The 14,243-nt window shown below is 36.6% G+C and carries 14 protein-coding genes; all 14 read right to left on the reverse strand.

Annotated features, from left to right (window positions below; translation table 11 throughout):
- Positions 1–118: 118 nt before the first annotated feature.
- Positions 119–3,643, reverse strand: a complete 3,525-nt coding sequence (mfd, locus tag D8M05_RS15220; protein ID WP_121133293.1) for a transcription-repair coupling factor — start codon at positions 3,641–3,643, stop codon at positions 119–121.
- A 77-nt stretch (positions 3,644–3,720) separates the two neighbouring features.
- Positions 3,721–3,951: an anti-sigma-F factor Fin gene (gene fin, locus D8M05_RS15225; RefSeq protein WP_121133295.1), complete on the reverse strand. Its 231-nt coding sequence runs from the start codon at positions 3,949–3,951 to the stop codon at positions 3,721–3,723.
- 97 nt (positions 3,952–4,048) lie between these two features.
- Positions 4,049–4,618, reverse strand: coding sequence for an aminoacyl-tRNA hydrolase (pth, locus tag D8M05_RS15230; RefSeq protein WP_121133367.1), 570 nt, complete (start codon positions 4,616–4,618; stop codon positions 4,049–4,051).
- 163 nt (positions 4,619–4,781) lie between these two features.
- Entirely contained in the window at positions 4,782–5,405 is a 624-nt protein-coding gene (locus D8M05_RS15235; protein ID WP_121133297.1) for a 50S ribosomal protein L25/general stress protein Ctc, read from the reverse strand.
- A 123-nt stretch (positions 5,406–5,528) separates the two neighbouring features.
- Entirely contained in the window at positions 5,529–6,482 is a 954-nt protein-coding gene (locus tag D8M05_RS15240; RefSeq protein ID WP_121133299.1) for a ribose-phosphate diphosphokinase, read from the reverse strand.
- Positions 6,483–6,498: 16 nt separating this feature from the next.
- Complete coding sequence (glmU, locus tag D8M05_RS15245; protein ID WP_121133301.1) at positions 6,499–7,878, reverse strand: bifunctional UDP-N-acetylglucosamine diphosphorylase/glucosamine-1-phosphate N-acetyltransferase GlmU; 1,380 nt, start codon at positions 7,876–7,878, stop codon at positions 6,499–6,501.
- A gap of 373 nt (positions 7,879–8,251) precedes the next feature.
- Positions 8,252–8,548, reverse strand: coding sequence for a septation regulator SpoVG (spoVG, locus tag D8M05_RS15250; RefSeq protein ID WP_121133303.1), 297 nt, complete (start codon positions 8,546–8,548; stop codon positions 8,252–8,254).
- A gap of 213 nt (positions 8,549–8,761) precedes the next feature.
- Positions 8,762–9,580, reverse strand: coding sequence for a pur operon repressor (gene purR / locus D8M05_RS15255; protein WP_121133305.1), 819 nt, complete (start codon positions 9,578–9,580; stop codon positions 8,762–8,764).
- Positions 9,581–9,647: 67 nt separating this feature from the next.
- A complete protein-coding gene (ispE, locus tag D8M05_RS15260; RefSeq protein WP_121133307.1) occupies positions 9,648–10,499 on the reverse strand; it encodes a 4-(cytidine 5'-diphospho)-2-C-methyl-D-erythritol kinase in 852 nt (283 codons plus the stop codon).
- A gap of 351 nt (positions 10,500–10,850) precedes the next feature.
- Positions 10,851–11,012: a small, acid-soluble spore protein, alpha/beta type gene (locus D8M05_RS15265; protein ID WP_183072820.1), complete on the reverse strand. Its 162-nt coding sequence runs from the start codon at positions 11,010–11,012 to the stop codon at positions 10,851–10,853.
- Positions 11,013–11,193: 181 nt separating this feature from the next.
- The gene (gene veg, locus D8M05_RS15270; RefSeq protein ID WP_121133311.1) at positions 11,194–11,451 is read right to left on the reverse strand and encodes a biofilm formation stimulator Veg; all 258 of its coding nucleotides are present in this window, start codon (positions 11,449–11,451) and stop codon (positions 11,194–11,196) included.
- Between the two features lie 206 nt (positions 11,452–11,657).
- The gene (yabG, locus tag D8M05_RS15275) at positions 11,658–12,533 is read right to left on the reverse strand and encodes a sporulation peptidase YabG (protein WP_121133312.1); all 876 of its coding nucleotides are present in this window, start codon (positions 12,531–12,533) and stop codon (positions 11,658–11,660) included.
- Positions 12,534–12,649: 116 nt separating this feature from the next.
- Positions 12,650–13,525 carry a 16S rRNA (adenine(1518)-N(6)/adenine(1519)-N(6))-dimethyltransferase RsmA gene (gene rsmA, locus D8M05_RS15280; RefSeq protein WP_121133314.1) on the reverse strand — a complete coding sequence of 292 codons (876 nt, stop codon included), beginning with the start codon at positions 13,523–13,525 and terminating at the stop codon, positions 12,650–12,652.
- Positions 13,518–14,084, reverse strand: coding sequence for a ribonuclease M5 (gene rnmV / locus D8M05_RS15285; RefSeq protein ID WP_121133316.1), 567 nt, complete (start codon positions 14,082–14,084; stop codon positions 13,518–13,520). Before rnmV ends, rsmA begins: the two co-directional genes overlap by 8 nt.
- Between the last annotated feature and the right edge of the window lie 159 nt (positions 14,085–14,243).

Here is a 14,243-nt window from a genome sequence, read left to right on the forward strand (position 1 = left end):
TATGATGATTACTTGCTTTTTCCGTTTTTTCTAATATCTGTTCGGGCGTGTAATAATCACCAGGTGTGGTTTTAGTATAAATCATCTCTGGAAGAACTATACATCATACGTGAATTTTTTAGCCATTTCTATCTACTGTAGTCATTTTTTTTATAAAATCAAGGACAAGTTCATACCTTGTAGAAGGCGTTTCATTAGAGGATTGGAAAACAATTTTTAAGTTATTGTTTTCTGTTCCTAATTGCACCTTTCTTCCGAATTCATTAGCGATATCAAACAACTTCGAGCCATCAATCTGCTGGCTACGCTGTTCATCCACAATCAAAGTAATTTTCTTATTTCTTTCAGTAATGGATTTAATACGTTCTCTTCTAGCAAACATTTTCAAAGTTGACACCGTCATTAAATGTTCCACTTCAATCGGATAATCACCAAAGCGATCCACTAATTCCTCTTTTAGATTAGCAATTTCCTCATCTGACTCTAAAGAGCGGAATTGCTTATAAATTTCAATCTTTTGCTTTTCATCCTTAATATACTTATCTGGAATGTAAGCATCCAATTGAAGTGTAAGCTCTGGTTCGAATGGTTTAATTTCTTCTAGTTCTTTACCAGCCTTACGGGCATCGATAGCATCCTTTAACATTTGCGAATACATATCAAACCCTACAGAGTCAATAAATCCATGCTGCTGCGAGCCTAAAAGGTTTCCAGCACCACGAATCGATAAATCACGCATTGCAATTTTAAATCCTGATCCCAACTCCGTAAATTCTTTAATTGCCTGGAGCCTGTTTTCTGCTACCTCTGAAAGAACTTTATCTTTTTGATACGTGAAATAGGCATAAGCAATACGATTAGACCTACCAACACGACCTCTGAGCTGGTAAAGTTGACTAAGTCCCATATGATCTGCGTTACTTATTATTAATGTGTTTACATTAGGTATATCAACACCTGTTTCAATGATCGTTGTACTAACAAGAACATCGAATTCCCCTTCTAAGAATGATACAATCACATTTTCAAGTTCTGTTTCGTTCATTCTCCCGTGAGCAACTGCAACTCTCGCCTCTGGAACGAGCATCCCTATATCTCTTGCTATCTTTTCAATATTTTCAACCCGGTTATATAAGAAAAATACCTGTCCATCACGTGCCATTTCCCGTTCAATTGCATCCCTTACAATAATAGGATTGTATTCCATGACATACGTTTGAATTGGAAAGCGGTTCTCCGGAGGGGTTTCAATTACGGAAAGGTCCCTAACACCAAGCATCGACATATGCAATGTTCTCGGAATTGGTGTTGCCGTTAGTGTGAGAACATCAACATTTGATTTCATTTGCTTAATCTTTTCTTTATGTTTCACACCAAATCGTTGTTCTTCATCAACGACGAGAAGCCCTAAGTCCCGGAACTCAATATCCTTTGATAGGAGGCGATGTGTTCCAATAACAACATCAATTACTCCTTTCCTCAGGCCATTATTTGTTTCTGTTTGTTGTTTTTTCGTACGAAATCTACTTAGTAGTCCAATGTTTATTGGATAGTCCTGGAATCGTTCCCGTATGGTTTCATAGTGCTGCTGTGCCAAAATTGTTGTTGGTACTAATATCGCAACTTGTTTACCATCCATTACCGCCTTGAATGCTGCCCGAATAGCCACTTCTGTTTTTCCGTATCCAACATCCCCACAAAGTAAACGATCCATAGGGCGAATACTCTCCATATCTTGTTTAATTTCAGCAATACACCTCAGTTGATCATCTGTTTCCTGATATGGGAAAGAAGCTTCAAACTCCCTCTGCATCTCTGTATCTTTAGAAAAAGCATAACCCTTTCTCGCTTCTCTTTCTGCATAAAGCTTGATTAAATCATCTGCAATATCTTCAACACTTGATTGAACTTTCCTTTTTACCTTCGTCCATTCTGACCCACCCAATTTATAAAGCTTGGGTTCCTTACCTTCTGACCCGACGAATTTCTGCACCAAGTCAATTTGGTCAATTGGAACATACAATTTGTCATCACCAGAGTAACGAATAAGCATATAATCTTTATGCAAATTATTTACTTCTAGAGTTTCTATTCCTAAATACTTACCAACACCATGATTCGCATGTACAACAAAATCTCCAACTTTTAATTCTTGGTAACTCTTAATTCTCTCCGCATTAGAAATTTTCTGCGTTTTCCTCTTCCGCTTTACCTGCTTTTTAAAAAGTTCATTTTCCGTAACAATGACAAGCTTGTGCATCGGTAGTTCAATACCACTACTCATATTTCCTACAGCTATGGTTGGCTTCTCGACTGGCAATTTCAATTCCTTTGTAACAGCAGCCTCGATGTCGTAATCTGTAAAAATAGAATGGATTTTCTCTGCTCGCTTCTCATTTGGGGCCAAAATAACAACAGAGGAATCTCCCTTATTCCAACGATTTAACTCATTTTTAAATAGATGCATTTGCCCATGGAAATCCTGCATCAACCTTGTTGAAAGATTAATAATATTTTGTGGATTAGTGTTTGGAATATGTCTTAAAAATACCGATAGATATAGTCGGTTTTGTTTCATATGATCTAAAACCGTTTGCCAGTCAAATGAGAATCTACTATTTTGAACCATCTTTCCTGATTCGAGCATACCGCTGTACCATTCCGCTTCATCTGCATCTAAATTGCTAGCGGTTTCTTGTATTCGACCCATCTCATCTAAGATAACGATTCCATCATCTGAGAGGTAATCTAACAGACTAGCAGGCTCTTTATAGAAGTAATCAATATACTTATACATCTCACCGAAACGTTCTAGATTCTTTAATCGCCCTATATCATGTTCGATTACCTCTATTAGTGATTCTTTTATTTCAGGCTTTTTCACTTTTTTAAGTGTTGCTGTAAGTGCATCTTCCAATCTGTTTGCAGCTGATAACATATCTTCCTCTGTTAATAACAGCTCTGAAGCTGGTTTAACGATGACTTCCTTTTGCTTATTTAATGACCGTTGCGTCTCCGCATCAAAATACCTTATGGAATCAATCTCATCATCAAATAATTCAATACGTATTGGCCGTTCTTCCGTTATTGGATAAATATCGATAATTCCACCGCGTCTAGAGAATTCCCCAGGTGTGGTAACCATTGATACACGTTCGTATCCCATTTCAATTAATAAAGATAAGTACTTGTTGATATCCATTGTATTTCCAAGTGTAAACGTTAGTTGATACGTATTGAAATAATTCGGAGGAGGTAGAATTCGTTTTAATGCTGCAACAGGAGCTATTAAAATACCAGATTTATTTTTACTCCATTCTGTTATTGCCTCTATTCGCTCGCTTCTGAGCTCTGGACTTGAGATTGCAATTTCCGAAGCAATTAACTCATTAACTGGATATAAATGTACATGCTCCTCACCGATTAATTCCGCTAAATCATCATACAGTTGCTGTGCATGGATAAGTTGATGTGTAATCAATAATATTGGTTTGTTAATCGACTGGTCGATAACTGAAACTAGCATTCCTCTAGCAGAGCCAGAAAGGCCAGCTACAAGTTGCTCATTCATGCCGTTCTTTATCCCATTGATAATCGACTGGATATCTTCCTTTGATTGTAAATAATGACTAATCTCTTTCATCGTTTTACCCCCGCTAGTTACTACTTGAAAGCGCAAAAATGCCTTGGTCGGTTACCAAAGGCTTTCCTGCGTATATTCTATTGTATAAAAAAGTCTAATTCATGATACTCTGGATACCTGCCTAATGACTCCTCACAATTCTCACAGATTGTTCGGACGAAGACATCACCATTATCTTGATATTGTATCATTTCTCTTTTTTCCTGTACGGATAATTGTTCAAAACCTAATAGACTAGTGTCAATTACTTGGTTTTCCAATTTACCAACTTCATGTCCACAATGTCTGCATTTATAGACAATTGACACGTAAACTCCTCCTCAGACATTTAAATTAAAACTTATTATGAAGTTTGTCCGAAAAGCAATTTATTATACATTTTAACAACAACAAAGCACTAGAAAATTAGACCGATTGGTTATACTTATTCATTACTTCCATAAAAGATTCACCTTTTATCCAAGCTTCACATGCATCTGCACACTTTTGTATACTCTCATCAACATTACCAAGTTCCTCTTTAGGGAATTCTCCTAAAACATAATCAATAACAGATATATTGGTGGTAGGTCTACCAATCCCAATTCTTATACGGTTAAATTCCTTTGTCCCTAACTGATCAATTGTATTTCTTACCCCATTATGACCGCCATGGCCGCCTTTTTGTCGTAAGCGTATCTTCCCCGTTGGTAAATCCATATCATCATAGATCACCAACAAATCTTCTAGTTCTAGATTATAATATTCCATAAGCGGGCGAATAGACTCACCTGATAGATTCATAAAGGTTTGCGGTTTTAACAGTATCACCTTCTCACCTTCATATTGCTCCATTGTGTATTGTCCTTTAAATTTCACCTTGCTTAGTTCCCAATTATGACGCGCTGCAATTCCGTCTATCGTCATAAAGCCAACATTATGCCGCGTTTTCTCATATTTCTTTCCTGGATTTCCTAAACCAACAATACATTTCATTTTTTGATTGCTTCCCTTATTTATTATTTTTCTTTTAAAGAACATAAATGTATACCTTCTTACGTCTCTTGTATTAGGGTAAGACATAAAACAAGCCCTCCTACTAAGAATGAACGTTTTCTTGTAGGAGGGTGTGCCTGTTGATAGTCTGTTACTTATTCATTCACTCTTTCTCATCATCTTCTTCTTTTACATTAGATTCTGCCGATTCTTCGAAGGTAGCCTCCTGTGCTTCCTCTTTTTCTGCATCAGGCTGTAACATTGTAGCAATTACAGTTTCATGGTTATCAAGGATTTCATAACCAGCGTTTGTTGGCAAATCAGCTACAGTAAAGTTACTTCCTATTTCCAGCGAAGAGACATTCATCACAAGTTCCTCAGGAATATCACCTGGTTTTGCACGTACTTGAACCTCATACAATGGCTGCTGGAGAATACCATCATGTTTCGGTTCACCTTCTAGTTTTAATGGTACAGAAACGTCGCGCGCTTCAGACATATCGGCTTTATAGAAATCAACATGAATTAACTCAGATTTAATCGGGTCCATTTGATATTCATGAAACATCACATCTACAGCTTGGTCTTCAGCTATTTCAAGTGTAAATACTGCATTTCTTCCTTGATCACGAATTGCCTTGACTAAATCAACACTATTTACTGCAATGGATTCAGGACTTTGACCCTTCCCATAAACAACACCAGGAACGTTACCATCTTCTCTAAGCAGTCTCTTACTTGAATTCGTTTGTTCCGCTCTCTTTAAGGCCTTTAATGTTACCTGCATATTATATTCCTCCTAATTAATTAAACTTCATATCGTTAAAATCGTTCAATTTATAACTAGTTGTAATTTACGGAGTAAAGATTCGTCATATAACATTATTTCCTTAAAAGCTAAGAGATAAACCTATTCAAAGAGGATACTAACAGATTGCAACTCATGTACACGTATTATTGCCTCTCCAAGAAGAGGTGCAACAGAAAGTGTCGTTACTTTTTCAATATTTTTTTCTTCTGGCAGTACAATACTATCCGTAACCACCAATTCTTTTATTTTTGAGTTTTCAATTCGTTCAATTGCTGGTCCAGATAGTACTGGGTGCGTACAGCACGCATATACTTCCTTCGCCCCATTTTCAATTAATGCATTTGCTGCAAGAGTAATCGTTCCTGCTGTATCAATAATATCATCAATTAAGATAGCTGTTTTTCCTTCAATATTTCCAATAATATTCATGACCTCAGCCACATTAGGACGCGGTCTGCGCTTATCAATGATCCCAATAGGCGCCTTCAAGCGATCAGCCATTTTGCGAGCACGTGTTACACCACCGTGATCTGGTGAAACAATAATTAGGTCATCAAGTTTTTTTTCTTCAAAGTAACTAGATAAAATTGGAACAGCTTGTAAGTGATCAATTGGAAGATTGAAAAAGCCTTGAATTTGTGGTGCATGTAGATCTAAAGTAATAACACGATTTGCACCAGCTGTTTCAATTAAATCTGCAACCAATTTCGCTGCAATCGGCTCACGAGAACGTGCTTTACGATCTTGTCTAGCATATCCGTAGTAAGGCATAACAATATTAATTGATTTTGCAGAAGCTCGTTTTAGTGCATCTATCATAATAAGTAACTCCATTAAGTGTTGATTTACTGGAGCACTGGTAGATTGCACAACATAAACATCACATCCACGAATACTTTCTTCTATATTAATTTGTACTTCTCCATCACTAAACCTAGAAACCGTACATTCTCCTAATGTTGTTCCAATATGCGCTGCAATATCTTCTGCTAATTTGCGATTAGAATTCAATGATAAGACTTTCAACGATGAATCGCTGTAGTTAGATGACATGGATTTGAACCCTCCGTTAATCTCTTTTTCTATTTTCTAGTTTGGCTACATAACCTTCTTTATTCGTTTGCCTAGCTCTTGCGATGGATAAAGAATCGTTTGGTACATCCTCTGTAATGGTTGAACCTGCTGCAACATATGCACCTTTGCCAATCGTTACTGGCGCAATTAAATTGGAATTACATCCAATAAATGCATCATCCTCTATCGTTGTTAAGTATTTATTTTTACCATCATAGTTCACTGTTATTGTACCACAACCTACATTCACATGGTTGCCAATAGCTGCATCACCCAAATAAGTCAGATGGGAGGCTTTGCTTCCATCACCCATTGTCGTCTTCTTAATTTCGACAAAGTTCCCTACTTTTGCATCATTGCCAATAGCTGAATCTGGTCTTATATGTGCAAATGGACCAATATTTACTCGTTCACCTATTTTACTATCGCTTGCAACGCTATGTCTGATAACTGTCCCCTCACCAATGGAGCAATTAGACACTTCACTATTGGGGCCGATTTCTGTATTTGCCTTAATCGTAGTAGTACCTTTAATAATGCTTCCTGGGTATATCGTAACGTCAGGGTCAATAGTAACATCAGGGTCAATATACGTATTATCAGGATCAATAATCGTTACACCGTTACGCATATGCTTTTCATTCACACGTTTCTTCATGAATTGTTCTGCCTTTGCCAAAGCGATTCGGTCATTAACTCCTAAGGTCTCTTCAAAATTATCAGTCATAAATGCACTTACTTTATCTTGCTTGTCTCGTAGAATTTCAATTACATCTGGTAGATAATATTCCCCTTGGACATTATCATTTGAAACTTCATTTAATGCATTAAAAAGTGCCTGGTTATCAAAACAATATGTACCAGTATTAATTTCAGCAATCTTTCGCTCATCTTCTGTTGCATCTTTATGTTCAACAATACGCTCTACTTGACCCTCTTTATCACGAATTACTCTACCATATCCAGTAGGGTCACTAGCCTCAGCAGTTAATATTGTAGCACTTGCTCCTTCTTTCTCGTGGAAGTCAAAAAGAGCCTGAAATGTTTCATTCGTAATTAAAGGTGTATCACCACAAACAACAATTGTTGTTCCTACTTTGTCTTTTAATATACCCTTTGCTTGTAGGACTGCATGACCTGTTCCAAGTTGTTCCTCTTGAATTACAAATGTACTTTCATTACCAATCGTTTCCTTTACCTTTTCTGCTCCAAATCCGACAATAGTAACTAATTCATCTAATTGTAAGGGATTTAATTGGTTAATAACATGCTGTACCATCGGGCGACCCATTACAGGATGAAGTACTTTGTAAAGTTTCGACTTCATTCTTGTTCCTTGTCCAGCTGCTAGAATCACAGCATAACGATTTGTCATTTGGAAACCTCCAATTATTCCTCTTTCGCATTGCTGACAGTACAAATCACGCGGCAATTTATTACCATACTGACAGAAAGGCAAGATTATTTCATCTAATATTTAAAATGGGATAGGACTTTCCCTAATTTAAAATTTATATTATCCATAATAAAATATATCTTAAAAGAGTTGTTATTTCAACACCTATCTAACGCCCGATAAGATTTCACCTGGGAATAATTATTATATAGTGGAGTTAAATCATGTGGAAAGTGACATACAATAGAAAACTGGCATCTGGGGAAGTTTTTATCGAATGTCTTTGTTTGAACTTACACAAAAAAGAAGGTCAACCTTATAAATAAGATTTGACCCCTTTTATTAATCATATTTAGGATGCTCCTGCTTCCTCATACTCAACTTCTACTTCTACCTCACCAGCACGGTGGTACTCCGCTAGTACTGCATCCTGTATTTTCCCCCGTGTTCCTGAATTAATTGGATGTGCAATATCCCTAAATTCCCCGTCAGGAGTTCGTTTGGAAGGCATTGCTACAAATAGCCCATTATTACCATCGATCACACGAATATCATGAACAACAAATTCCTGATCCAATGTAATAGATGCAATTGCACGCATTCTGCCCTCTGTATTAACGCGGCGCAATCTTACGTCAGTTACTTCCATGATGTCTCACCACCTTTTCCCTTTGAACTTAATTAAATAATTCAACAAAACTATTTAAATTCCTGCTCAATTTTCAAAAAAATATATTATTTTTTTGAAAAAATTACTTTTTTAATAAAAAGGTAGGCAAAAAGAGCTCTTCGAAGTAGCTCTTTTTAACGGATAAGATATTGCGAAACATCATGAAAGTAACTCTATCAACGTATTATATTATTAGTTGTCTTTTAAGAAATTCCCTGGTTCAATTTGAATGTCTTTTTGAGTCATGTCTAAGTTTGCTATTTTAATCAGAGATGTATAGTCTGTAACAACACGTTCATCCTCTTCATCTTCAGCTTCAACGAGGACACCAATAGCTTGTACCTTCGCATCAAATTCCGATAATAGATTAATCATCCCATTAATGGTCCCGCCAGCTTTCATAAAGTCATCAATAATACACACATTACTACCCTCGTCAAAACTTCGCTTAGGTAATACCATTGTTTGGATCTTCCTCGATGAACCAGATACATAATTGATACTAACTGACGATCCTTCGGTAACTTTAGGATCTCGTCTAACGATAACAACCGGAACACCTAGGAAGGATGCCACTGCATAAGCTAACGGAATACCCTTTGTTGCAACTGTCACGACCACATCAATATCTAACTTCGAAAACCTAGATGCAAATATACGCCCAATTTCTCGAACAATTGTTGGATTACCCAAAATATCTGTCATATAGAGATATCCACCTGGTAAAATTCGATTTGGGTCTTCCAACTTTTCACGTAATTCATTTACAAACTGTAAACTTTTAACGTCAGTTATCTCTGGAATATATTTTACACCGCCTCCTGCTCCAGTAGTTCTTTCAAGGTACCCTAACCCTTGTGTCTGAAACACATTATCAATAATGTCTAAATCCTCACTTACAGATGACTTTGTCGTCTCACATAAATCAACGAAAAATGGTAGTTGTATATGTTTCCTTGGATTTTCTATGAAATACTCCGTTAATACAACCAATCGATTACTTCTTTTCATCACTACACCTCTAAAACCGTATATTTTTAACATAATATATCACTTTTGTACGTATTTTTGCAAACAATTATCCAATTAGCCGAACGAGATAAACTTCATCACAAAAACCACGCATACCATTGTATATTCTTTTTGCTTTATTCTCATGTTCAACCAACCCGTAAACTGTAGGGCCACTCCCACTCATCATAACTCCAGAAGCTCCGATGTTTTTCATTGCCTGTTTAATATGTTTCACTTCTGGATGTATTTCACTAGTAATCGGTTCAAGAGAATTTCCGATGTTACGACATAATTTATAAAAGTCCTTTTCATATAGTGATTCGATTACCTTCTCCGTATTAGGATGATAGAGCCTTTCTATATTGATTTGTTCAAATATTGTCCGCGATGAAACCCCTATATCTGGTTTTGCAAGGATAATCCAACATGGAGGAGGAGATGTTAGTGTTTCAATTTTCTCTCCATACCCTCTAGCAATAGCTGTCTTACCATAAATGCAAAACGACACGTCCGAGCCAATTGTCGCACCAATTGCTGCAAGTTCTTCCATAGAAAGATCCATCTTCCACAATCGGTTTAACCCCCGTAATACTGCAGCAGCATCCGCACTTCCACCACCAAGGCCTGCTGAAACCGGTATACTTTTTTCGATTTTGATATGAACGCCTTTCTTAATCCCATACTTATCTTTAAATGTTTCTGCAGCTTTATATGCCAAATTCCGTTCATCACTCGGTACATATCGGCTTTCTAATGAGATTTTTATTTTATCCTGTTCAAGCCCAGTGAGTTCAATACGATCGGACAAATCGATAGTAGTCATAATCATTTCAACATTATGAAGCCCATCATCTCGTTTATTCAACACATCCAGTGATAAGTTTATTTTTGCTGGCGCTTTTTCATAGAGTGCCACTACCTTCACCTACTTGTCCCTTCAAAAGATAAACAAATTGTATCATATTAGAAAGACGGAGGCGACTGCTTTGGGGTGACTGCATAAGCAAGGGGTCGGAAAACGCTTGGTTTTTAGCGTTTGGAGTGCCCATTGCTTATGACACGAACCCCAAGGAGCCGAAGTTAGACAAGAAAAGCGATGGCGACTGGTTAGAGGCGAAGTGCATAAGCAAGGAACCGTAGATTGCTTGAACTTTAGCAATCGGAGTGTTCATTACTTATGTCATAAGCCTCTAGGAGTCAGAGCTAGACAAAGAAAGACGGAGGCGACTGCTTTGGGGTGACAACTATCGAAAAAGGCAGACCCTAATTAGGATCTACCTTTTCCTACCATATCTGCCTGAGCCATCTCTATCGCACGCTTCACCATATTCCCGGCATCTCTTGATTTGATACCGCCCCAACCCTCTTTTTGTACCGTGTCGTAAAACCCTAATTCCTTGGCAATTTCTTCTTTCAATTGATTAGACATTATGCTTCTTCTACCCACGAAAGAACAACCCCTTTATAATTTGCTTTTACGACATTTATAGGATATGTAATTATATAAATACGAAACAGGAAGTTGTGTACAATAATGGAGAATTTCACCTTATTGTTTTTACATAATAAAGAAAAAGCAGTAGACAATATATTGTCTACTGCATTAAATATTAACTTATGGATTTATTACGCTCTTCTAGAAAATTAATTTCTACAGTTTCAGTTAAAACGTCTGCATAGCTGTATGAAACACGTTCGAATGCATTCTCATCTTGATCCAGCTCAACAATGAATACAGAAGGATAGGTTTCTGCCAAAATACCTGACCTGATAATCGTCTTCCTTCTACCACCGTTAGCCTTTAATTTTAATCGTCTTCCAACCTGACACTCAAGACCCTGCTTAATTTCGATTAATGTTTTAGCCAATACACTCCACCTCACTAAATTAATTATATCATACGCTTGTTTAATAGTCAAAACTTAATATTATAACAAGATATATTTTCTGATGTCAACAATGAGTTTTGTCTACTTTTCATATTATTTGTAGATGATAACATTTTATGTATATTATTTTGCATTTTTATTACAAAAAGAAATCTTATCCGATACGATGTCGGATAAGATTTCCCTTAATCTATTTCATCATCCTCTTCAGCTAAATAAGGCATTCCTGTTCGGAACAATCCCCTTGTTTCTATTCCACCCATTCCTTTTTCCCCTGTCATTGTATTCTTTAGGACATCCCATACACTTACACTTTCCATAAATGGGGTGTAGGCAATTTTGGCTGCAATATAGACGGGATCAAGTGCATGAATATTAACCCTGGAAGGAGAGCTAGCAAAATTAGCTCCTGCCCGAATCAAAGACTCAAAATGGGATTGGCATGCACCTGCAAAAATAATTAACTGGTCTACATTAGGGTTAATTCTTCTAGCTTCTCTGACTGTTTCGGCAAAGTACTTTGAATGCCTATATGCACGTAAATCACTTTTCGTGCCTTTATTTTTTGAAAATGAATCGTGTCCCGTAATTACAATCATATCTGGCTGTATTTTTTCAACCAAACTACCGATTTGATTTGGCATTTCTTTTTCATTTAAATGCACTCCATGAACTTGAAGACCAAGTCGCTGATAAAGAGCAATACACTTCCTTAAATACATTTGGTCGCCATCTAAATGTAGTACTTTAGCAGGTATTTGAAAGTACTTTGTATAACTTTGATAACCATCTGTTGATTGATACTCTCTTTTATCCTTCATTAATTGGTAATCCTGACGAAATAAGCGGTAGGAAAACTCCTCTTTTTCTTCCTCCTTTTTCCGCCTCTTTTCTAGCTCTCGTTCATTAATTTGTACTAAGTCATCAATTGGAGCATCCGCTTCTAATCGAATATCTTCCCCGTACAAATTAGCTTTATCTTTCTTTATCTCGACAACGCGAAATAAGATATCATTATTATAAGACTTCCGTGTTACGAGTGAACCACTTGAAAAAACCATACACTCACCTCACTACTTTCACCTAGGTGAAAGCATTCCTTCTACAGATTATGAGATCATATGGTAATCTGTTCCAATAAATTATAGAAAAAAAGCCATGCTATGATAGCATGGACTTACTGTTCTGCTTTCCAAAAAGTATTCGCTAAACGAGCGAACTCCTCAATACTCAGGGACTCTCCTCTTCTTTTTCCATCAATTTCTGCTTTTTCTAGTAAATCTTGAATCCTTTCCTTTTCAGCCTTGTCCTTATAGAAACTCTTTAAGTTGTTTTGCAATGTCTTTCTTCGTTGGGCAAAGCTCGCTTTCACTAACCGGAAAAAGAAGTCTTCATTCTCCACATGCACAGGTGGATTTTGCCTCATCGTTAATCGTAAAATTGCAGAGTCTACATTTGGTTTTGGCATAAATACAGTGCTAGGAACAGTCATTACAACCTCTGCCTCTGTATAATACTTAAGGGCAATGGTTAATGACCCATAGCTCTTTGTATTTGGCTCTGCTGCCATCCGATCTGCTACTTCTTTTTGGATCATTACCGTAATACTTGATACAGGCAGTTTATCTTGAACCAACTTCATCAATATTGGTGTGGTAATATAATAAGGCAAATTCGCAACAATATGGATGCCTTGATTAGGCTTGAATTGTTCCTTTATCACCTGTACAACGTTAGCCTTTAATATATCTTCATGAATCACTGTAATATTAGAATAATCCTGTAAGGTGTCTTCTAAAATCGGTAGTAATCTTTGATCAATTTCAAATGCAACTACTTTTTCCGCATGTATAGCAAGTTGTTCCGTTAACGCTCCAATACCAGGGCCTATTTCTATAACAGCCGTATCTTTATTAATACCAGCGTGTCTAATAATATTTTCAAGAACATTGACATCTACTAAGAAGTTTTGCCCTAAACTCTTCTTAAATGCAAAATTATATTTGTTTAAAATTGCCTTTGTCCTTGTAGGTGTAGCAATAAAATTACTCATCCTTTTCCTCCTGTTTAATCCTCGTCATGACTTGTTCAAATTCATCTTTCGTTATTTGAAACAAAGAAAGTCTTTTTAACAGCTGTTTTCCATTTGTATGACCTATCAGTAATCGCTCACCTAGTCTATTTCTCAGGTAACTTGCCTTCTTCCCTCCAATAAGTCCATGCCGTATTAAATCGCCTTTCGTTATCTCACTATCTTTACTCTCAGCTAATTCATAAACATCTTGTAATGCTTTTTGTATGGCTCGAATGGAAGCATGCTCAATACCAAGGCTATTATTATGTGGATTACTTGCCCTTGCCTCATCACGTGTTAGAAATGCATGTTTACAACCTGGAATAGCTTGGTCAATAATATGTCTAATTCTTTCACCTGGATAATCAGGGTCCGTAAAGATAATAATACCTCTTTTTTCTTTTGCATGTTTTATTTGTGTGAGAATTTCCTTATTTATTGCCGAACCATTCGTTTCAATTGTATCAGCATCAACTGCTTTTTTTACTTTTGCAGTATCATCTCTTCCCTCTACCACAATTACCTCTTTTATTTTCAAACCATTTCCTCCAATAATATGATGTGACGCTAGATTATTTAAAATGGCTGTTTTCTAAAAGATTGTTGTTTTTTCAGCTATTGTAAATTTAATTCATAGTTGATGTAAAGTGTTGATCTCTTTAATTCAGAATAGTCTTGAATACACCGTTCCGGAAAG

The sequence above is a fragment of the Oceanobacillus bengalensis genome (assembly GCF_003628445.1).
GTDB classification, from domain to species: domain Bacteria; phylum Bacillota; class Bacilli; order Bacillales; family Amphibacillaceae; genus Oceanobacillus; species Oceanobacillus bengalensis.